Source organism: Pseudomonas sp. EA_65y_Pfl2_P78, assembly GCF_963970495.1.
GTDB lineage: Bacteria > Pseudomonadota > Gammaproteobacteria > Pseudomonadales > Pseudomonadaceae > Aquipseudomonas > Aquipseudomonas baetica_A.
In genome coordinates this window covers 17,808-37,927 of record NZ_CAXAON010000042.1, presented here as the reverse complement: position 1 = coordinate 37,927, position 20,120 = coordinate 17,808, and the positions used below count along the sequence as shown (strand labels likewise).

20 protein-coding genes and 5 pseudogenes are annotated in these 20,120 nt (G+C 56.5%); 11 read left to right on the top strand and 14 right to left on the bottom strand.

All coding sequences use genetic code 11. The annotated features are described in order from the left end of the window. The 5 genes and pseudogenes from AACY02_RS23740 to AACY02_RS23720 form a co-directional block, all read right to left on the bottom strand. A pseudogene (locus AACY02_RS23740) lies at positions 1–1,207 on the bottom strand (IS1182 family transposase); the annotation flags it as partial. A 756-nt stretch (positions 1,208–1,963) separates the two neighbouring features. Beyond that, entirely contained in the window at positions 1,964–2,350 is a 387-nt protein-coding gene (locus tag AACY02_RS23735) for a cupin domain-containing protein (RefSeq protein WP_339434028.1), read from the bottom strand. A gap of 72 nt (positions 2,351–2,422) precedes the next feature. Beyond that, the gene (locus AACY02_RS23730; RefSeq protein ID WP_339434027.1) at positions 2,423–3,247 is read right to left on the bottom strand and encodes an AraC family transcriptional regulator; all 825 of its coding nucleotides are present in this window, start codon (positions 3,245–3,247) and stop codon (positions 2,423–2,425) included. A gap of 117 nt (positions 3,248–3,364) precedes the next feature. Further along, positions 3,365–3,514: pseudogene (locus tag AACY02_RS23725) on the bottom strand (LysR family transcriptional regulator); the annotation flags it as partial. 161 nt (positions 3,515–3,675) lie between these two features. Beyond that, positions 3,676–3,915 (bottom strand): hypothetical protein, encoded by a 240-nt coding sequence (locus AACY02_RS23720; protein ID WP_339434026.1) that lies wholly within the window; start codon positions 3,913–3,915, stop codon positions 3,676–3,678. 193 nt (positions 3,916–4,108) lie between these two features. Between AACY02_RS23720 and tspO the strand changes: the two genes are divergently transcribed. The 3 genes and pseudogenes from tspO to msrA all read left to right on the top strand — a co-directional run bounded on the left by tspO (position 4,109) and on the right by msrA (position 5,545). Then, positions 4,109–4,552 (top strand): tryptophan-rich sensory protein TspO, encoded by a 444-nt coding sequence (tspO, locus tag AACY02_RS23715; protein ID WP_339434025.1) that lies wholly within the window; start codon positions 4,109–4,111, stop codon positions 4,550–4,552. A 159-nt stretch (positions 4,553–4,711) separates the two neighbouring features. Beyond that, a pseudogene (locus AACY02_RS23710) lies at positions 4,712–4,933 on the top strand (alpha/beta hydrolase); the annotation flags it as partial. A 105-nt stretch (positions 4,934–5,038) separates the two neighbouring features. Beyond that, positions 5,039–5,545, top strand: coding sequence for a peptide-methionine (S)-S-oxide reductase MsrA (gene msrA, locus AACY02_RS23705; protein ID WP_339434024.1), 507 nt, complete (start codon positions 5,039–5,041; stop codon positions 5,543–5,545). Between the two features lie 79 nt (positions 5,546–5,624). Here msrA and AACY02_RS23700 read toward each other — a convergent pair whose 3' ends face one another. Next, entirely contained in the window at positions 5,625–6,926 is a 1,302-nt protein-coding gene (locus AACY02_RS23700; protein ID WP_339434023.1) for an SLC13 family permease, read from the bottom strand. Between the two features lie 30 nt (positions 6,927–6,956). Next, complete coding sequence (locus AACY02_RS23695; protein WP_339434022.1) at positions 6,957–7,790, bottom strand: amidohydrolase family protein; 834 nt, start codon at positions 7,788–7,790, stop codon at positions 6,957–6,959. Positions 7,791–8,004: 214 nt separating this feature from the next. On the opposite strand from AACY02_RS23695, the gene AACY02_RS23690 reads away from it, so the two are divergent. Next, a complete protein-coding gene (locus AACY02_RS23690) occupies positions 8,005–8,742 on the top strand; it encodes a GntR family transcriptional regulator (protein WP_339434021.1) in 738 nt (245 codons plus the stop codon). A gap of 94 nt (positions 8,743–8,836) precedes the next feature. Here AACY02_RS23690 and AACY02_RS23685 read toward each other — a convergent pair whose 3' ends face one another. Then, positions 8,837–9,328 (bottom strand): DUF2269 family protein, encoded by a 492-nt coding sequence (locus tag AACY02_RS23685; RefSeq protein ID WP_339434020.1) that lies wholly within the window; start codon positions 9,326–9,328, stop codon positions 8,837–8,839. Between the two features lie 2 nt (positions 9,329–9,330). Further along, complete coding sequence (locus AACY02_RS23680; protein ID WP_339434019.1) at positions 9,331–10,458, bottom strand: saccharopine dehydrogenase family protein; 1,128 nt, start codon at positions 10,456–10,458, stop codon at positions 9,331–9,333. A 207-nt stretch (positions 10,459–10,665) separates the two neighbouring features. Here AACY02_RS23680 and AACY02_RS23675 point away from each other — a divergent pair, with 207 nt between their 5' ends. The 5 genes and pseudogenes from AACY02_RS23675 to AACY02_RS23655 all read left to right on the top strand — a co-directional run bounded on the left by AACY02_RS23675 (position 10,666) and on the right by AACY02_RS23655 (position 13,384). Further along, positions 10,666–10,881, top strand: coding sequence for a PLD nuclease N-terminal domain-containing protein (locus AACY02_RS23675; protein ID WP_221732590.1), 216 nt, complete (start codon positions 10,666–10,668; stop codon positions 10,879–10,881). Positions 10,882–10,967: 86 nt separating this feature from the next. Continuing rightward, positions 10,968–11,531: pseudogene (locus tag AACY02_RS23670) on the top strand (NmrA family NAD(P)-binding protein); the annotation flags it as partial. A 572-nt stretch (positions 11,532–12,103) separates the two neighbouring features. After that, positions 12,104–12,436: an isochorismate lyase gene (locus tag AACY02_RS23665; RefSeq protein WP_339434018.1), complete on the top strand. Its 333-nt coding sequence runs from the start codon at positions 12,104–12,106 to the stop codon at positions 12,434–12,436. A 73-nt stretch (positions 12,437–12,509) separates the two neighbouring features. Then, on the top strand, positions 12,510–12,995 hold the full coding sequence (locus AACY02_RS23660) for a GNAT family N-acetyltransferase (RefSeq protein ID WP_339434017.1): 486 nt from the start codon (positions 12,510–12,512) through the stop codon (positions 12,993–12,995). A 230-nt stretch (positions 12,996–13,225) separates the two neighbouring features. Further along, positions 13,226–13,384: a DUF2986 domain-containing protein gene (locus AACY02_RS23655; protein WP_339434016.1), complete on the top strand. Its 159-nt coding sequence runs from the start codon at positions 13,226–13,228 to the stop codon at positions 13,382–13,384. A gap of 283 nt (positions 13,385–13,667) precedes the next feature. Here AACY02_RS23655 and AACY02_RS23650 read toward each other — a convergent pair whose 3' ends face one another. The 5 genes from AACY02_RS23650 to AACY02_RS23630 form a co-directional block, all read right to left on the bottom strand. Next, the gene (locus AACY02_RS23650) at positions 13,668–14,723 is read right to left on the bottom strand and encodes a DUF1214 domain-containing protein (RefSeq protein ID WP_339434015.1); all 1,056 of its coding nucleotides are present in this window, start codon (positions 14,721–14,723) and stop codon (positions 13,668–13,670) included. Between the two features lie 774 nt (positions 14,724–15,497). Continuing rightward, positions 15,498–15,806: a hypothetical protein gene (locus AACY02_RS23645; RefSeq protein WP_339434014.1), complete on the bottom strand. Its 309-nt coding sequence runs from the start codon at positions 15,804–15,806 to the stop codon at positions 15,498–15,500. A 44-nt stretch (positions 15,807–15,850) separates the two neighbouring features. Next, positions 15,851–16,564 carry a helix-turn-helix transcriptional regulator gene (locus tag AACY02_RS23640; RefSeq protein WP_339434013.1) on the bottom strand — a complete coding sequence of 238 codons (714 nt, stop codon included), beginning with the start codon at positions 16,562–16,564 and terminating at the stop codon, positions 15,851–15,853. Continuing rightward, positions 16,557–16,811 carry a helix-hairpin-helix domain-containing protein gene (locus tag AACY02_RS23635; RefSeq protein ID WP_339434012.1) on the bottom strand — a complete coding sequence of 85 codons (255 nt, stop codon included), beginning with the start codon at positions 16,809–16,811 and terminating at the stop codon, positions 16,557–16,559. Before AACY02_RS23635 ends, AACY02_RS23640 begins: the two co-directional genes overlap by 8 nt. A 110-nt stretch (positions 16,812–16,921) precedes the next feature. Beyond that, complete coding sequence (locus tag AACY02_RS23630) at positions 16,922–17,638, bottom strand: class I SAM-dependent methyltransferase (protein ID WP_339434011.1); 717 nt, start codon at positions 17,636–17,638, stop codon at positions 16,922–16,924. 116 nt (positions 17,639–17,754) lie between these two features. Between AACY02_RS23630 and AACY02_RS23625 the strand changes: the two are divergent. Together AACY02_RS23625 and AACY02_RS23620 are read left to right on the top strand one after the other, a co-directional pair. After that, positions 17,755–18,009, top strand: a pseudogene (locus tag AACY02_RS23625) (LysR substrate-binding domain-containing protein); the annotation flags it as partial. Between the two features lie 647 nt (positions 18,010–18,656). Next, the gene (locus AACY02_RS23620; RefSeq protein ID WP_339434029.1) at positions 18,657–20,117 is read left to right on the top strand and encodes an ATPase domain-containing protein; all 1,461 of its coding nucleotides are present in this window, start codon (positions 18,657–18,659) and stop codon (positions 20,115–20,117) included. The last annotated feature ends 3 nt before the right edge of the window (positions 20,118–20,120 follow it).

Sequence of the window (20,120 nt, the reverse complement as noted above, 5' to 3'; positions counted from 1 at the left end):
CATTTCCTCCAGTACGGCTTCATGCTCCCAGCGTCGAACCCGCCGTTCCGTGCTCGGTGTGCACTGCGGTTTCATTGCGCAGCCCCGGCATTTCGAACTCCAGTAACGGTGCAACGTCAGGCCTTTTCAACGTTGGTATAGCGCCAGATCAGCGCCTCTCCAGCCGGGCAAATGTATTCGTTTTTTGCCGCGTCATAGATGAAGGCATCGTTATTGAAACGCCCGTCTGCCTTGGCTCCAGAGGTCATCGGCTTGGGCACATAGGCGGTGATACCTGCATCGTGACAAGCCAGATTTGTTCGCTTTTGAAGTAACCTCGGTCAGCCACTACCGACAACGTATCTGACGCCATCGCCTCGCGGGCCTGCTTGGCCATTGAGCTGAGTTGATCCCGGTCGGAACCGACGTTGGTCACCTCATGTGCAACGATCAAATGGTGCTGAGTATCGACCGCTGTCTGCACGTTGTAGCCGACGATTCCTGTGCCGCGCGTCATCATGGAACGGGCGTCTGGATCGGTCAGTGAGACCTGCTTATCCGGCGATTCATTGAGCTGGATTTCGATCGCTTGAAGCTCCTTCATTTGAGTTTTTAGCTTGGCGATTTTCTCTTCCAGCCTCCCGGCACTGGGCTCGGAAGCTGTGGGTTCTTGCCGATCGGCAGCATCGAGTGCCGCTAGGTAACGGTTGATACTCGATTCAATTTCTTCCATGCGCCGCTTCAGTTTGGCGCTGGTGAAATTGCGGTCGCGGTTGTTGGCTGCTTTGAATTTACTGCCATCAATGGCGACCAGATGTTCTCCGAACAGTCCCAATTGCTGACATAGCATAACGAACTGGCGACAGACGCCTCTGATGGCCTTGCTGTTGTCTTTTCGGAAGTTGGCGATGGTCTTGAAGTCCGGCATCAAACGCCCGGTCAACCACATCAGTTCGACGTTGCGCTGGGCTTCTCGCTCCAAACGTCGGCTCGACTGGATGCGGTTGAGATAGCCGTAGATGTAGATCTTCAGCAGGATCGCGGGATGGTAAGCGGGCCGGCCTGTATCGGCGGGAATGGCACCTTCAAAACCCAGATTGACCAGGTCGAGTTCGTCGACGAAGACGTCGACTACGCGCACCGGATTGGTATCGCTGACGTAGTCGTCGAGGCTCTCGGGAAGTAAGGTACCTTGGCCTCGATGTTCACCTTGGATAAAGCGCTTCATGGGCGATCCCTGCGATGAAATCCTCAGAAATCATAGCAAGAGTTCGCGAAGGCGTTTTTACACACTCTGGGCCTGTAGCTGTACTCAACCCCTAGCCTTTTACAGACGTTTAGCCACCTGTTTTGCCTGCGCAATGCCATGGAACCTCTTCGAACACTCCGCTAGCTGTCAGCATTGCGCCGAGCTCATAAATTAGTTGCCTATTGAGAGTGGGGTGGTCGGCAACTCCGAAAGCGCTCCAAGAGTCGCTGTCAATTCGGCAAGTTCCAAACTTACTTTCTAGACGGGAGTGAGATGCCCATATGCCATGTTCATTGGTGTTGACTGAGAATCCCAATGGTACCAATACCATGCGGAGCGCCTCCTGAAACCCAATGTCCGATGGCTGTGGATAGAACTCAACTAGCAGTTTTTTACTGCCATAGCCTTCTCTAATCGCGAAAGGGTACATGACCGTCCTCTTGAACTATTTCGAGCTCTTTGCACCGTCCGTGAAAATTTAACGAAGTACAAGGCATCGGTTAGGTTACGAAGCCATCGACAACATGTCTAGAAGCAGGAGTGGTTAGCACCTCTGCCAACACACGTCCGCTCATGGCCGACAGCTGCCCTCAACCAAAGGCTGCTTTGGATCGCTTTCTGCCTCTCGCGACGGGCAGAAAGAGTCAGCTCGGATGCAATTGACTGGTCAGTGGCAGGCAAGCCGGTGGTCAAGTGAACTGCAATTATGCATGCCTGGCCGTTTGGGCGCTGAACCTATATCCAGACGTCACTCAATGCAGTTCGCTCACCCTGTTCATGGCCCGTGTTCAAAATACCTCGTGGTTCGATCATCATCAGTTTCGCTTCACTTTGCGCCGCCGTCCTGTGCACTACCCCGCGCGGCACCACATATAACTCCCCAGGATTCACATGGACGCATCCCTCTGGGAGGTCGATGCGCAAGGTGCCTTCGAGCACAAGAAATGCTTCGTCGGTCTCAGGGTGTGAGTGCCAGATGAATTCGCCTTCGATTCGCACAACCTTGAACTGGTAGTCGTTCATTTCAGCGACGACCCGAGGGCTCCATTGCTGATCGATCAGCGAAGCCTTTTGCGCCAGGTTTATGGGGAGCGATGTTTGTGGGTGATGGGACTCAGGCATGACAGATCCTCTGTAGTTGAGGTCGTCAGCCTATCGAACAATGAATGCATCGCGCTTGTACGATCCTGCAAGTCAGCGTGCGGGCCGCAAGCGTTCCAGCCAACGCATGGGTGGGACGCCATAGCAGCGTGTGAAATGTCGGGTCATGTGACTCTGATCGTGAAAGCCTGCGGCGAGGGCGGCGTCCACCAATGTGAAACCGTCGAGGACAAGACGGCGAAAGCGGTCAAGACGTCGTAGTGTGACAAAGCGGTAGGGGCTGGTGCCATAGAGCGTTCTGAAGTCGCGTGACAGGCTCCAGCGCTCTCTCCCGCTAGCCTGCTCGAGCATTTCCAACGTAATGCCCAAGTGCATATTTTCCAGGATGAATGCTCTGGCGCGTTCGGCAGAGAGATAATCCAGACGCTTACGGCCACGCGACTTACCCGCGACGGCACGCAACGCCATTGCCAGGTCATACAGGGCGTCCTGTTCCTCCAGCGTCTCCATAGGGTTATCCATCGCTTGCACAAATGCTTCGCTGGCATGGTAAAGGCGCGGATCGTTCGAAAGCCCACCGGCGATAAAGGGCAAAGGTTCGCCCCCCAAGATTGTCTGGATCAATGCTGGATCAACGTAAGCCATACGGTAATGAAAACCTGCTTGCGTGCCGGCCATGCCGTCATGAAGTTCATCGGGGTGAAGCACGAGCGTGTTGCCCTGCACCCCGTGGCGTAGCGAACCCTTGTAGTGAAAACTCTGCACGCCCGCCAGCGTGCGACCTATCGAGTAGGTGTCGTGACGGTGTGGGTCGTAGCCGTGGCTGCCGAACCAGGCTTCGATACGCTCGATGCTACCGGGTTGAGTGCTGCGAATAACCCAGTCAGAGGTGCTCGGTTGGCCTTTTTTCCGGTCCATGCCAGTATTTTCCAGTTTCTGCGCAGTCGTCGCGGTTTTCCTTTTCGGGAATATACAAGTACTCGCAGTCGGATATCTCCTTTTGACCCAGGCTGTGAAAAAAATCGACGCTCGCCGTTAGCTCAAGCCACTGTTGAATTGCTCACTGACCAGTTCAGCCAGCATCCGCACAGGTTCGGTAAAGCTTCGGCGAGAATGATGTATCAGCCCGATATCACGGTGAAACGTGCGCACGCCGAAATCGAGCGCCCGGACACCGGCCGGCCAAGGACTGGCTGCACAGCACGCTTGGCGGTTGTCCCACCGTCGTTGAGCCCAGGCTTTCTAAAGCCTGAGCAGCATGTTCGCGAAGGGGTCGTATCAGCCACTATCACCTCAGCTGACACACCACTTTCGCGAGCAAGCCCGCTCCAACAGGTGAGCCGTGGTTAATTGTCGATTGGCGTGATGATCTCAATCCGCGTAATCCCCACCCGTTCAGCCTGCGCAATTATCTCTTGGGGTGTCGAGTCCGCCGTGGGCATGACCAGGCCATTTTCCGCATCGCCCAGATGCAGTTCCAGCAGGTGCATCGCAGCCTCGTGTTCGGCCAGTTGTGGCTGTTTGAGTTCGAACAGATGAGTACGAGGCTCATCGTTGAAACGGTATTGCAAAAGGTAGTTGTGCATGGTGTCACCCGCGTATGAAGGAAGAAGCCATTGATTATCCTGACGCACCGGTCAGTTATTAGTTCAACGGCATGGCGACTGCGACTTACTGGCGGTAAACAGATAAATCTCGGCGCTCAATCCAAACTTTTCGCCGCGCAGGGCGTCCTTTCCTTACACTCCCCCAAAAGCTGAGTACAGCTAAGGACTGGCGATGACCTTCTTCATTTTTCTTCTGGCCTGCGCGGCTGCCGCGAGCACAGGCGTCATTTTCAAACCGGGCCCCTGGTATGCATCGCTGACCAAGCCTGGCTTCACGCCGCCCAACTGGGCGTTTCCGGTGGCCTGGACGGTGATCTATCTGTTGCTGGCCTGGGCCGGATACCGACTGAGCCTGATCCCCGGCAGCCAAACGGTGATGGCGTTATGGGCGGCGCAGATCGCGCTCAATACCCTGTGGACGCCGGTCTTCTTTGGCGCCCACCACGTTTTCGCCGCCATGGTGATCCTGACGCTGCTCTGGCTGGTCGTCGCGGCCATGGTGGTGATGGCGTTGCAGCTTGATCTGGTCACCGGCCTGATCCTGTTTCCCTATCTGGCTTGGTTGTGTGTCGCCGCTGCGTTGAATTTTTCCATCTTGATCAAGAATCGCGGATGACTCACCCACGCAGCAAGACGCCTTGGCCGCAGGGCGAGCGGGAGTTGGCGCAAGTGCGTGACTTCAACAAGAAGCTCGCCTGGTTACCGCGCTTTAAGATTCGCAATCGCGTCCTGCCACGGATGATTCAAACACTGCTGCGCGCCAGCCAGATCGGTGGCGCTGATGTTTGCCGGCGAACTGGACCCGCTGCGCGACGACACCCTCGAAATCGCCGAGCGCTGGAGGGCGTCAGCCCCTGTCGAGGTGTACCAACTGCCCTCTTCCCCCCATGGTTTTATTCACTTTCCGACCGCGATTGCCAACAGCGTGCTGGCGTACAGCCGTGAGTGGATCACGGGGCGAGTTAATGCGTGCACTGTGCTTACCCCCCCTTCTTGAGTGCTGGATACCGCCTGCGTTATTCGCGCCGTTCAACCTTGGAATCGGTCAACGCGCCCTCATAACCATCGCTATACCCAACATCCTCAAAGGGAAGGACAAACCATGACCAGTCAAACCGAAACCGCCATCCTCGCCGGCGGCTGCTTCTGGGGCATGCAAGACTTGCTGCGGCGCTATCCGGGCGTGTTGCAAACGCGGGTTGGCTACACCGGCGGCGATGTGCCGAACGCCACTTATCGCAATCACGGCAATCATGCTGAAGCCATCGAAATCGTTTTCGATCCTGCGGTGATCAGCTACCGGCAGATCCTTGAGTTTTTCTTTCAGATACACGACCCCAGCACACCCAACCGTCAAGGCAATGATCGTGGCCCCAGCTATCGCTCGGCGATCTATTACCTCAGCGAACAGCAACGCGACATCGCCGAGGACACCGTTGCCGATGTCGATGCCTCACAGCTATGGCCTGGCCGCGTGGTGACCGAAATCGCACCGGCGGGGCCGTTCTGGGAAGCAGAACCGGAGCACCAGGATTATCTGGAACGCATCCCGAATGGCTACACCTGCCACTTCATTCGTCCGAACTGGAAACTGCCCAAGCGTGCCTGAGAACCAGTCTCACGTTGCCATCGTGCTCGCAATCGACTCAATTGACGTCCGACGCCTTCGCGTCGGGCCAAGGGCGCTTTTAAAAGACGAACGTCATCAGTGCGTTGAACACCAGCGCCGCGACAAAGCCCAGAGGTGCCGCGCGAAACAGGAGATGCTGAAACAGCGAAGCGCGGCTCTGCTCCGTGGGGCACGAGCCGAGGATCAGGCTACCACCCGAGGAAAACGGCGAGATAGAGGTCGCTTGGGCGCCCACGACGATGGCAACGAACAGGATCATCGGATCGAGCCCCAGCGTCGAAGCAATCGGCGGCACCATCGGGAACAGCGCTGGCGTCACGACCCCCAGCGTGCTGGAGAACAGCGACATGAAAGCCGCCACGATGCCGAAGACGATCGGCACCATGATCGGCGGGATGCTACTGCCCATCCACGAGGCCAGCACGTCGATGGTCCCGGCCTTGATCGCAACCGAAATCAGCATGCCCACGCCGCAAATCATGATCAACGTTCCCCAAGGCACCGTCGCCATGACCTTGCGCTCGTCACCCAGTTTGAGCAGCAGCGCAATCACTGAGAACAGACTGGCGATCAGCCCGATGTCCATCTTCGAATTGATAAAGCTCACGGTCGCGTTGGCCGGGAAAACGATATGCGCGATGGGCGCGGCCAGTACGATCGCCATCATCGCCAGCGTCAGCCAAAGCGTGGTTTTCTGCTCTCGATTCAACGGCGTAGGCTCGGTTACTAAATAAGCGCTGGCTTTCATCGCCTTGCCATGGCCCGTGAGGAACACCAAAGCTGAAATCACCAGAAGAGGTATCACCAACGTGCTGGCGAAGATCGCTGCTGAGTTGATGAACGCGTCATTTTCCGCGATCCCCGCGTTGACCATCAGTCCACGGAAGATGATGCCGCTCTGGCTCGAGACGAAATTGGCCCCGCTCAAGGCGCCGTAGTTTACCGTCATGCCGCCAATGATCAGGCTCATGCCTGTGCGTTCGCAGAGCAGCAACGTGATCGGCGCCATGAATGCCAGCACCGTGTAATAACCCGCGCCCATCCCTGAAATGACGGTCGCGGTGAAGAAGACCGCAAACGGCAACAGTTGCGGCATCGACCGGCTGCGATAAATCAGGTGCTCAGCGAGTTTTTCAAGGGTGCCGTTGACCGTGGCGAAGCTGTAGAACAGGCAAACCGAGAAAATAATGAAGAAAATCTTCAGCGGCCACATGCCGATGACTTCCGACGGGCTGAGGCCCATGCCGTAACAGCCGATCAGGTAGGCAAACGCGATGGCGAACAGACCGATATTGATCTTGGTTTTGTAACCAAGGGCGACGGCGACAACGATTGCCGCGACGACGAGCAGGCTCATCATGATGGAAGTCCTATTGTTGTTATTGATTGTTTAGCGGGAAACGTTGAATCCGAACAGCGTTGCCGGATTTTCCTTCAACACTTGGGCGCGCTCGCCCGCATCCGGCAGCAACCTTTCGATGAAGGCCACCTGCTGGTCATAGCTCGTTTGATCTTCGAACTGGGTGTTGGGCCAGTCGCTGCCCCAGAGGAGTCGCTGGATGCCACCGCTCGCCTCGCGCAGCAGTGCCAGCACTTGCGTTGCCTGGGCCAGATCGGATTGGCTACGGTAGGGAGCGGACAACTTGAGCCATACGTGCGTGTCTGCCAGCAGTGCGAGAAAAGCCGTATGAGCGGGATTCTCAAGATCGATGCCACCTGTCGGCAGGCCAAAGTGGTCAATCACAACCGTCACGCCGCACGCCCTGATGACGGGCACGATCAGCGCCAGATCATCGATGCCCCGCTGAACCTCCACCTGCCAGCCGCGCCGTGCCAAACGCACGAACAGCGCAACCCAAGCAGGACTGCTGTAGTCGGCCAGTGTCTTGCCAATCAGGTTCAGACGGATGCCCACCACACCGGCCTCGGCCAATTCATCCAAGTGGTTTTCGCTGACATCAGCGTCAACGACCGCCACCGCACGCAGGCGCTGTGGATAGCGGCGTAACGCGTCAAGCATGAAGTGATTGTCGGTGCCCAGAAAGCTCGGCTGAATCAACACGCCGTGTGACAAGCCATTGCGATCAAGATGGCCCAGATACTGCTCAACCAAAGCATCGTAATGCGGGCTGTAGCGACGGCTGGCAACCATCGCCAGGTCTTGGCGGAAGATGTGGGCGTGGGTGTCCACACCACGGAGGGCAGGCGCATGAAGACTGGTCATAAACAGATAACCCTGAGCGTTTGTTGTTATGGCTAACAATCTGCAGCGTTCGTGAGATCGGGCCATGAGGCCCAAGCGACGGTTGGCGGCAGATTCATATAAATACATCTATTCATATATATGACTACACCACCATATATTCAGCGCTGGATATCTGTCAAACGACTTGTTGGTGATAAAGTAGCGACGCCTGCCGGAATGGACTGCCCCAAAAATGAACGCCTCGACACTCGGATACGACGAGCGCTTGCCGCTTTATCAGCGCCTGCGAGAAGAAATGCTCGCCAAGATCGCCGCTGGCGAATGGACGCCAGGGGCGCCCATTCCCACCGAAGCGGAGCTGACCAAACACTACGGTGTCGCGATCGGCACGGTGCGCAAGGCTGTGGAAACGCTGGTCAATGAAGGCCTGCTCCTGCGCAGCCAGGGCCGCGGCACCTTCGTGCGCCGACCTAATTTCGACGCCTCGCTGGCGCGCTTCTTTCGGCAGGTGAATGCCAGCGGCGGACGCGAAATACCCACCAGTCGCATCCTTGCCAAAACGCTGCAAAAACCATCGCTAGCCGTGGCCAATGCGCTAAAGCTGCAAGACGGCGAGCAAGTCGTGAGCATGGAACGCCTTCGGATGGTCGAAGGCCGCACACTGTTTCACGAGGACATCTGGCTACCCGCCACACGTTTTGGCGCATTGCTGAGCATGGATTCCGAAAGTTTCGGCGAGCTGCTCTACCCTTTGTATGAAACCCAGTGCGGCCAATGCATCGCCTCGGCAAGCGAGACGCTGACGGTGGGGGAAGCCGACCCGGCCATGGCCACAATCCTCTCGATCAAGGAAGGCTCCCCGGTCGTCACCATCGAACGCACTGCATTGGGGTATGACCGCAGCCCACTCGAATACCGAATTTCCCGGGCGGCGGCGGAAGGCTTCAGGTACCAGATCGATATTTCTTGAGGCGTTGGGTGAGGCGCAGCAAGCGAATCGCCCGGTAGCGCCCAGCCGTTGCGAACCGTTGAAGGTGCTGCGCGTCTTCCCGCGCCGCCAGCAGCTAAACCAGAACGTTGAGCAGTTGAACCGGTGTCAGCTTCGTCACCATCATCAGCACAATCACGAACATCCCGGCAAAACCGGCAACGCCCATCCAGAACCACCTTCTGTAAACGGCTCGGTAGCTTTCATCGAGCCCCTTCCCGGCCTCCCCCGCGCTCGACGCCATCGCGCAAAGCTTTTTCTGCAAGAGCAAAACCGGCAACCAAAGCGCCCCGACGCAAAAGAAGATGATCAACGAAGTCGCCACCCACTCCGTGGTCATGGGCAGGCCCGAGAGTTTCATCAGAAAAAAGCCTGTGATGATTTGCACCAAACCGGCCGGCGTGGTGATCCAGGTGTCGAAGCGCACCACCATGCGGGCGACGTGTGCGATCACCAACGGGTTGGCCGTACGGCTGGCGGCGATCAAATACAGGTAGGAACCCATGCCGAACCCGAACAGGAAAATCGCCGCGATGACGTGCAGGTACTTCAGGCCCAGATAGAGCATGCTCAGCGCGGCCCTTTGGAGAAGTTCACGACCAGGCGCAGATTGTCCGGATCGTTGATGGCCGCCATGTATTCATCGACGCTGATTTCGCCGACGCAAGGCCGGGCACCGGATTGCGGCACATAGCCTTGGGCCATTTTCATCGCCAGCGCCACGGCCGCGCAGCTGGGGATTTGCGGACCTTTGTCATTCAGGGCTGTCAGTTGCGCAGTCATCGCCAGCGGCAAGCCATCAACATCGAGCCCGTGAACGTCGATGTACATGGCGCTTTTACCGTCGCCGAAACGTTCGAATCGCACGCCCAGACGATGCAAGCGCGCAGCCCAGCGAACGTGGTCGCGAACCAGCCCGATCTTCAGCGCCTGCGCCAGCAGGCCGTTGGCGATACCGCCTAGCTTCAACCCCGCGCCGGCCTTGAAGCTCAGAGTGTGCGCGCCATAGCGGCTGGCGAAAATATCCATGTCCGGCACATCGACATTGGCCAGCAAGCGAGTGCCCAGTGGCGGCATTTTGCGCAGGGTCAGATCCTGCCAGCCCGGCACCTCATGCACCTTGCCGTTCCTGAGTTGCTTGATGGGTTTGCCGGCGTAGGCCAGCACACCTTCGATCGTCGACAGCCCCGGCATCTTCGCCGAGGACGAGATGCCATGCTCAATCGAGTCGATGCGTGAGAAGTGATGGCGCTGCTGATCAATGATCGCCGACGACAACGTCGGCACCGAGCTGCAGCCGCTAAGAACAGCCACGCCCGCGGCTTTCGCCCGCGCATCGAGGACGCCCACGCCATTGACGAAAGTCCGACAGTCAGCAAGGTCGCAGTAACTCACCCCAGCCGCTATACAGCTCTCGGCGACCGCATAGGATTGCCCCTGAAACGGGCCTGCGGTGTGGACGACCAACTGGATGTTCATCGAGCGCAACGCCGGACTGAACGCGCTGCCCATGGCATCGCCGCACCAGCCTTCGCAGACGTTAAGCGACTGGCTATTCAACTCATCGACCTTGCGCTGTAACTTGTGCTGATCACGCCCCGAAAGCACCAGCTCGACGCCCGGCATCAGCGCCAGATGCTTGCAAACGATGCTACCGAAGTTGCCGTAGCCCCCCACTACCATCACCCTGAACGGCATTCAATTCTTCCCTAACTGACAGGCTGTATTCAGCCATTGACGGAGACTCATCCAGCGGCGGGAAGAATATAGCGCCGAGCGTCAGCAGGCCAATCAACAAATCCAGGGGGCTGGCCCGTCAGCAAGCAGATCTCTGCGGTGAGGTCGCAAATTAAATGAACCCACCACGCCACACGCCCCCTAACAAAGACCATCAGGAGGTAGCCAATGCAAAATGAAATCGTATGGATCGTACTGGCGGCAGTTCTTCTGCTCATCGAGCTTTGGGCCATCAACCGGGTACGCAAAAGCGAGGGGAAGTCCAATAACAAGGGGGTTTGGATTGTGTTGATCGTATTTGTGCCGCTGTTCGGGCTGATTGCCTGGGCGATCGCAGGCCCCAAACATATCAGCCAGGACACCGCGTCACATCCCGGTCGCTAAAAAGCACTGTGTGAGCTTCGCGTTTAAAAACTTCGCGGTCTTCAGGCCGATACTGTCAAATTCCGCCAGGCGTTTCTCGAACGCCTGGTGTCGACTTCGAGGTAATCGGTAGGGGCAGTCCTCAGGATCTGTTCGATGCTCAGCTTGATGTACGCGAATTGCTTCGCGCCCAGGACAAAACTGAATGGGTAATCATCTCGACAGGCATGTTCACCAGCTTCCTTTTTGAGCCTGTATTCGAAGTGGTTGACTTGGAAAACGATACCGTGAACGCGCTAGACAGTCTTGAGAACAGCGTGACGCTCACGACGCCATACGACATTGGTGCGCTGACAGCGGCAATCGTTTTCTTCGAACCTCGCTTGCGCAACCAGATCGTGTATCTATCGGGAGACACGGTGACGTACGCAGAGGTTGCGGGTCTCCTTGAACGTGTACTGGGGCGCCCGTTCAAACGTAACGTGTGGACTGTTGCGTACCTGATCCGGGAATTGGAGAAAGATCCGACTCACCACATCAAGAAGTACCGTGCTGTGTTTGCCCAAGGCAGAGGTGTGGCTTGGCCGAAAGCGGGCACTTTCAACGAGCAGCAGTCGATTGAGGTAACGACCGCCGAGCATTGGGTTCGGAAAAACCTCGCAAACATCTGAACGCAAAAGCAACGCAACCTTCTGCCTCACAATCTGGCGCACCAAGCGCCCAAGGTTGTGAGTGGCTGCTCAGGTCGAATGCAAACAGCACGGCACCCACTCAACTCACCAGCAAGGCTTCATGGACATTGATGACGGGGATAGCTGTGTCTACGCGTTGGCGGTCGAGCCAGCCTCTGGTTCTAACCACATCAAATATTTGCCCCTGTTCAATCAACGCCAACAAGAGCTCGTCGGCCACTCGATATCGCCCGCAGTCGGGGCAATCTCTTTCCTCCCACGGGCCGTGACAGTGAATCCGCTCGGCGGCGCCTGCACACACAAGACAGCTCATCGCACTTACCTTTTATAGTTTTAATCGGCCAGACCGGGTTGATGCGGTCGATGGCCGGTCGACCGGCATAAACCCGCAAAGTTCTTCGCGCTGACGTTTTCAATACAAACACGTCGCATTTGTCGTGCCATGAGACCTGTATGAGAGCGTTGAGGGTGAGCTGCAAAAGAGATGTGGCCACGAGTAACATGGTCGCTTATTGCTAAAAAGCCATTGCTGAGTACACGGAGTCATCCACATGGAAGTCATCAATCAATTGCAACCTATCGAATGTGCCGACATGCTGGACATTCGACGCGAGATCGACAGTCTGGACCACGCCGTAATCAAGCTGTTGGGCAAGCGTTTCCAGTACGTACTGGCAGCCTCGAAATTCAAGACTTCAGCAACATCCGTGCGTGCGCCGGATCGCTTCAAAGCCATGCTCGCAACGCGCCGTGAGTGGGCGCAGACCGAAGGTCTGAATCCGGACGCCATCGAGAAAATGTACAGCGATCTGGTGAATCACTTCATTGCCCAAGAGATGGCGCATTGGGCGGTGCATCAATCCACGTCCTCAGTTGAGAATTGAGGCGTGGGCACAGCGTTTGAAGACCGACCAGTGATATTTGTCTTAACGATTTTGATCAGGAGCCTCACCCATCATGGATGAAACCATCACCTATCGAACCGCAACTGCCGACGATGCGTTGACCCTGTGCGAGTTGGGCCAATTGCTTAACGCCGTGCACCACGCTGGGCGCCCCGACATATATGCGGCGGCTACCGACGATGTTTCCCGCGACCTGCCGCACTGGTCAGGCGTTTTCGAAAAACCGGATCATGTAGCCTTCATCGCCCATGTGGGTGATCAGGCCGCAGCATTCATTACGGCCAACCTGTCGGCGAGCTCCGGGCCGCTGATGCAGCGGCAGAATGTGGTTCGTATCGGCTCGGTGTGCGTCGCCGAGCCGTTTTCGGGCAAAGGGATTGGTCGTGCGCTGATGCAACTCGTCAAGGACTGGGCCGTTGAGCATGATGCTCAGGATTTGCGCCTGACGGTTTGGCCGTTCAATGAGCGCGCTGCGCGTATGTATGCCGAGTTCGGATTCGAGCAACGCGCCGTCGAGATGGGAATGCGGCTGGTATGAGCAGGCAAGCCCGACTCATAATGATCGTCCTCGGCTGGCTGGTCGGCAAAAGCGTTGAGCATTCTTGATGGCACCGCTGACATTGGGATGATCCAAACCTGCGTCGGCGACCAGCTAAACCGATCGGCCCGGCGGGTATCCGCGGGGCGATGTCATATGTGTCATGGAACGCAAACACCTGAATCGTAGACAGACGACTGTCTTGCAGAACTAACAACCCGAGTAAAAACATGAATCGTCAGAAAAAACTGAAGCAGTTGTTCAAGGAAAAGGCCAAAAAAGCCAGTGCCAAACTGGCCCCGAAAAAGCCGAAATACATCAGCAAGGCTGACCGGGCGAAGCTTGAGGCTCAAGCGGGTTGTGACTCGGTGGCTTGCTCTGAGAGCTGATCAAGGTTCAAGGCATATAGCACTCACCTGGGGCATCGTCAATGTAATGGCTGTTTTCATGCTTGATACCCACTGAGCAGGCGCATACGGATAGGGGTTCGAATGCAATGCTCAGCGTGGAGTAACTGTCAGTTTGACCGGCACCGACCATTCCAGGGTTTGCCCGTTTTCGATTGACTCGGTATTCACTCCGTAAAGTGTACTCGCACCATTTTTCTCCCTTGCTGCAAGCCCACCCTAAGGTCAGCGCCGACCGAACGGTGGCGCTGACCAGGATGTGGTCTCACCGAACCAGTTCGATCTCGCTCGGCCGCCACTCTTTGGTGAAGAACGGCTCAAGCGGACTGTAGAGGCGCAAGATCGTGAACCAGCCTTTGTCGGGCATGGTCTGGATCCAGTTGCCGGCCTTGGCCTCTGCAGGCTGGGAGGGGCCGAAATAGAGGGTCGTGGTCCCATCGGCGTTTTCCGTGGCTGCCGGCGTAGGATAAGTCTGGCTGCCTGCACGCGGATAGCGCTGCGGAGTCTGGAGCATGGATCGCGTCTGGTTGTCGTAAACAGTGAATGACCAGAATTTTGCCGCAGGAATCTTCGGTGGCAGGGTTACCTTGTAGGTCTTGCCACCTTCGAAAGGATTTTTTTCGGCATCCGTAAAACCCATGAGGTACTGCGAGCCCGCGTTAGGCAACCGCATAATCATGCCCGGAGAATCCATGGTGTAGCCGTAATAGAACGCCGCACGGGAATCGAGTGTCCGTGCGCCGGTTGGCGGGAATGGTTTGAAAAAGCCGTCCTTGGTAATCATCGGCGGCGGAGTCTCGAAGTTATAGCCACCCTGCCACAACATGTTGGCCCACATTGAATTTGGATAGTAGGCCCAACCGGGATAGTCGGCACCACTCCAGTTTAGCGACCGCCCCGCTGCGTTGCCCACCGCCGCTGCGTCGGTCAGGATACTTTTCATCCGGGCATCGGGATTGAAGGGGTGACCTTTGGCGATGCCAATGGCAGCCAGTTGGCCAAGCAGTTCCGGATCGAACGAGGTTGCCGGTTCCAGTTGCACAAGCTTGTCGAGCATCTGGAAATAGGAAAAATCGTTTGGTGGAATGGTATTGAACGACTTGTCACTCCCTTCAACGAACTTCGTTGGAGGAACAGGCGGGTTGTCCTCAGCGCCAATGCTGTGAAAGCCCTCACGAATCGCATAGGCCGAGGCGCCCGAGAAACTGTTCATGAACGCGTCTATGCCGCGAGTGAACGCCAGGGTGCCGTAGACATCTTGTGTGGTTTTCTCGGTCGGAGCGCCATCCTTGAACTCCAACACACCGATACGCGTCTCCATGCGATCAGGCGTAGTAATGGATGGGGGGATTTCGCCGCCAGCTTGCACCATGGTGGACAGAGTATCGCTAATGAGACGAAAGCCGACAACACGGTTTTTGGTTTGAGAGATTGCGTCATAGTGCTTTCCTTGTTTATGACAAATGCATTAACTACTCAAACTGAGGGACTAATGGCTCAGCGATTTCTCTCAGAGCATACTCAGTCACAATCGTTGCGTTCTGGTCATATATGAGTGGAACCTGCCTGGTTCACCCGGATGACCCACAACAAATATTGCGCACATTGTCGAAGCAGCATAGTCCGTTTAATTGGTTATTCCAGCACACCCAGCCTAGATGCATATTTGCCATCGTTCATCGTCCAACAAACAATAGTTGAAGCTGGACGCACTTAAGAAAGTGCACAAATGGACAATGTCGAATCATCAGCGATACGTCACTTCGCCTTAATTACCCGGTTGGGCGGATGGGTGACATGCCTGTCGATCAGACCAAACCCCTGTCCGGCTGTCGTATGTCGGGCGAGTTCGATAACGCCTGGATTCAAGCTCTTTCAACCAACATGACCTGACGTTACTGATCAAAAGAACCTGGCGTAACACCTCACCCCAAAGGAGTACTGCTACGTGAACTTTTCTCATAAGGCGATAGTGGGTGCAGCACTGGGCAACTCAGCAATAGTTAATCTGAGAACACTTGCACTGGAAGTGACGACAACGATGCCTGACAGCAAAGGCATTGTTGTCGCTTGCCGGCTCTGAGAGTCAGTGAGGTCAACTCATCTCTGGGGCCAGATGACTCATGAACGTAAGATTTTCAATCGCGTGCATATATTCAGAGAATCTCGGATCTCCATCGCTGAACGCCTTCGCCACTTTTTGGGCGTTCTCAAGACTGTCCCACATGGCTAAGTCCGCGAAGATTCGGTTGTCGTTCATGGGGCAGTAGGCGCGGTATTCGATCAAACCAGGGAAAGTCTTTAACGTTTCACGAAGCCCTTCGCGTAGCGCAGGCACTTGCGCAACGCATTCCTGTTTGACCTTGAAAATGGCTAATTCGAGTACATGAGATGAATGCTGCATAGGGATGACCTGCTGTGTGTTAGGAAGTCCCAATTATCAGTAGCTCATACTGACAGCGTAGTGTCAGTCGTGGTGATCGCTTTCCACTGGCTTGCCTGATGCTTCATATACGTCTGGAGATCAAGGGCCGGATTGTCAGGTGTTGGTTGTTCGGCAATAGCGATGGAGGCGATGCGATCGACCCGAAAATCGCGGTAAGCCGCCTTGGTACTGCACCAACTTCCAACCGTCCATTTCCCTCCCCAGTAAAAAAGGCCAAGGGGAGAAATAAGACGTTGCGAAACCACTCCGTCCAGTCGGGTATAAATTATTCTCAGCGCCTGAGTGTTTTCGATGGCATTTCGAAGGATTGCCAGGTGGCGACGCGTCAAAGCGGGTGTTGTTCCTAGTGCCCTGATTTTTGCCGAACCGGGGTCGACCTTGTGCTGGACTACGCAAGCGGAGATTTTGCTCAACAGCATTCTTGCCGCAGCACCTAGATCGTCATCGGCGGAAGCTGAAAGCATTTCCATCCCGAGTATCAGTGCGTCCAGTTCGAGCTTGTTCAACGCTAAAGGCGGCATCTCAAAATCGGCATCCAAGGCATAGCCCACGCCAGCAGTACCGTAGATGGGGATGCCACTGAAGGAGAGGTCGTCGATGTATCGATAGATTGAGCGAACGGAAACGCCGATTCGGCTAGCCAGTCGTTCAGCAGAGATTGGCTGATGGACACGAATCAGATTGACCAATTGAAACAAGCGATCAGCTTTACGCATCAGGTGTGCTCGACGGAGTACCCTGCGCAAGTTCAATAGCCGCCTGAATGGCGGCCCGGGCTTGAGGGCTGTTCTTCCAGCAAGTCGATCCCGTTGCTGCCGATGCCTGAGCGACGATGTCACAAACATTGGCTTTGCTGAGCGCCGCCAGCGAGTCAATACCCATCTGCTCAAGGCGAGCAATAACGGCCGGCCCCACGCCCCTCAGGGCCAGTAACGCATTATGTTCCGTCAGTGGAAATGGCATCCGTAAACTCCTGTTATCGGCCAATGAGGCAACCAGAGTTTGCCCGACGAGAGTTGGCATCTCAATAGATGGGCACCCTCGCCACGGCGCTTACCACCCCATCCCAGTATTCATCCAGCTTTACCCGTCAACCAAGCCCCCCAGAACAGACTGCTGAAAAACCGCGTAGCCTCGCCAAAGCCGGCCTCATGCAACAGCGCCTGAACCGCCGCCTCGGAATGCGGCGGGTCTGCCCCCTGAAGAATCTTGCCAAGCTTGGCCCTCACCTCCTCCGCGCTGGCACCCTGCTGCCGCCAACGCTGCCCCCATGCCGCCAGTAATAGAGGTTGGCTGGCGTAGGCGTAATGGTTGCCTGCCACGATCAGTGGCGCGCCCGGTTTCAAGCGAGCTTCAATTGATCGCAGGATCGCTCTCTTTGGCTCATCGCCCTTCAGATGATGAAGCACGCCAATCAACGTCGCCGCGTCGAACGACTGATCTGCCGGCAACTCATCGACATGCCCGAAATGCACTTGCGTTCGGTGCAGCAAATCGTTGGCCTGCAAATGCTGCGTCGCGGCTTCCAGCATCGGTTTGGAAGGATCAACCGCCATGAAACGCCAGGTCGGCTCCAGCGCAGCCATCGCAATGATTTCCTGTGCTGTACCGCCAGCGCCTACGACCAATACTTTCGCCGAGGGTGAATGGCCAAGACTCGCTGCCAGCACGCATGCTGCCAAATCGTGGCAGGCGTCGTAGCCGGCCAGCGCGATTCGACTTTGCCTGGCGTATTCGTTAGCGCGAGAAATGTCGAATTTTTCGGCGGGGTTGGGTGCTGATGAGTTCAACGGTCGATTCTCCTTGTCTTTTGGGCAAGGTACGCCTTGAACCCGACCAAGAAAAATTCGTTAATTTTATGTGCTGCATTCCTGTCGGGAATGCAGATTGCGTGCAGCTACCAGAGAACATGCGCATAAATGGACAGCTCACGTTCAATACGTCGACCCACATCGTAGAGGCAGCATGGGCGGGACTTGGCATTGCCTACCTGCCCGAGGAACAATTTGAGCACCATCTTCAGGAAGGCCGACTCATGCGCGTCCTGGAAGACTGGTGCACCCCGTTCGCGGGCTACTCTTTGTATTACCCCAGCCGACGCCAGCCCTCCCCGGCATTTACGCTGGTTTCCAATGCACTGCGCGAGACGTTTAACGGTTGAAAATTGCACAATCGCGTGAATAATTCGCAGCCGTTCAATATCAAGCGCTTCACTCATGGCTTACAAATCCTGCATGCAGGCTGGTAGCCGGATGGCTTGCAAACACCCTCCTTGCGCCACGGTACCTGCACGCCGGATTGGAATGCCGTTTCGATAGAGCGTCGGCTGTCTGCTTTAGGGTGGACTATCAGAATCTATTCATCAGATATCAGTTATCCATGTCCACGCTTAGCGAAGAGAGCCGTCAGATCGTAGCTTCTCTGACGCGCCGCGTTGGTCCCAACGCTGACATTGCACAGATCGCCCATACGATCACATTAACCTTGCGGGATATGGACGCTGCCCTCACGCCCATTATCGGCCAGCAAGGGGTAATTGCGCTTTATCGTCGCAGCCTCCATCTGAGTATCTCCACCCATTCGCGTCTGGCCGGCACCTACGACAGTGTGCAGACCATGGACCTGACAGCCCTCAAGGCCGTACTTGTCGAGCAAACGAAAGCCGATGCACTGTTTTTTGGTGAAGTGTTGCTGACGACGTTTTACGCGCTGCTGACCACGTTGATCGGGCCTTCGCTCACCGCACGATTGCTTCGTGGCGTGTGGGAACCTTCTTTGAGCGACACCCCCCTCGCAGGAAAATTCGCCATGAGCACCAAAGTGACTATCAACCGCCTGGCCACCGGTGTGCCAGGACTGGACGAGGTGCTGGGCGGAGGTTTGCCGGAGTTTTCGTTCAACCTGATCGCCGGCCCGCCGGGATGCGGCAAGACCACACTGGCGCACCAGATGATGTTTGCCCTGGCGCCCCCCGAACGCCCGGCGCTGTTCTTTACGGTGCTCGGCGAACCGCCGCTGAAAATGCTGCGTTATCAGCAGCAATTCGATTTTTTTGACAACGAGGCGATTAACCACTCGATTCGTTACGTCAACCTGGCCGCTGACACCCTGGCTGGCAATCTGGATGAAGTGCTGCGGCGCATCGTCAGCGAGGTGGAGACCCACTCCCCGGCGCTGGTGTTCGTCGACTCGTTTCGCTCCGTAGTGCTGGCCAGCCAGACTCAGGACAACCCGAACAACAACCTGCCGCAGTTCGTTCAGCAATTGGGCATGTTGATGACCACCTGGCAGGCGACCACCTTCCTGATCGGCGAATACTTCACCGAAACCGACACCAACCCGATTTTTACCGTAGCCGATGGGCTTATCTGGCTGCGCCAAAGCGTTCAGCGCAACTCCATGGTGCGCAAGATGGAAATCATGAAGATGCGCGGCCAACCGACATTGCCCGGTTTGCACACGTTTCGCATCGCAACGTCGGGGATCAAGGTCTTCGCGCCTGCGGCACTCAATCCGGTTGAGGCGCCACTGGAGTTTCCGATCAAGCGCCTGAAAATGGGCGTTCCGGCGCTCGACGAGATGTTAGGTGGCGGCCTGCCCCGTGGTTACTCGTTGCTGGTCGCCGGGCCATCGGGCTCGGGCAAAAGCATTCTGGCCGGGACCTTCCTCGCTGAAGGCGCGCGTAATGGCGAAACCGGCGTGATCGCGGTGTTCGAACAACGGCCCAATCACTCCCAGAACGCCACTCTTGTGGACCTGGTTCGCAATGGACATGTCGGCTTGGAGGACAGCCGCGCCCCGGACCTGTCCATCGACGAAATCGTGCACTTGTTGTTGAGTGAGATCAGTCGACTGAAGGCGTCCCGCGTGGTCATCGACTCGCTGTCGGGTTTCGAACTGGCACTCGCACCGACCTTCCGCGAGGACTTTCGCGAATCGCTCTCGCGCATGGTCACTGCGCTGACCAGCGTCGGGGTCAGCGTGTTGCTGACTTCAGAACTGGAAGACCGCTACACCGACCTGCGTTTCAGCCCTTACGGCACGGCATTTCTCACCGACGCGATCATTGTCCAGCGCTATATTGAAGTTGAGAGTCGCTTGCTGCGCATCATGGCCGTGGTCAAGGTCAGGGCCAGCGCACACTCCGATGAACTGCGCCAGTATCAGATCGACGATAACGGCTTGCACATCGGCGCCAAGCTGCCAGATCAGGAAGGCCTGCTTGGAGGCCGGCCAACCCGTCAGCGTCTTGGCAAAGACGAGGGATGAGCG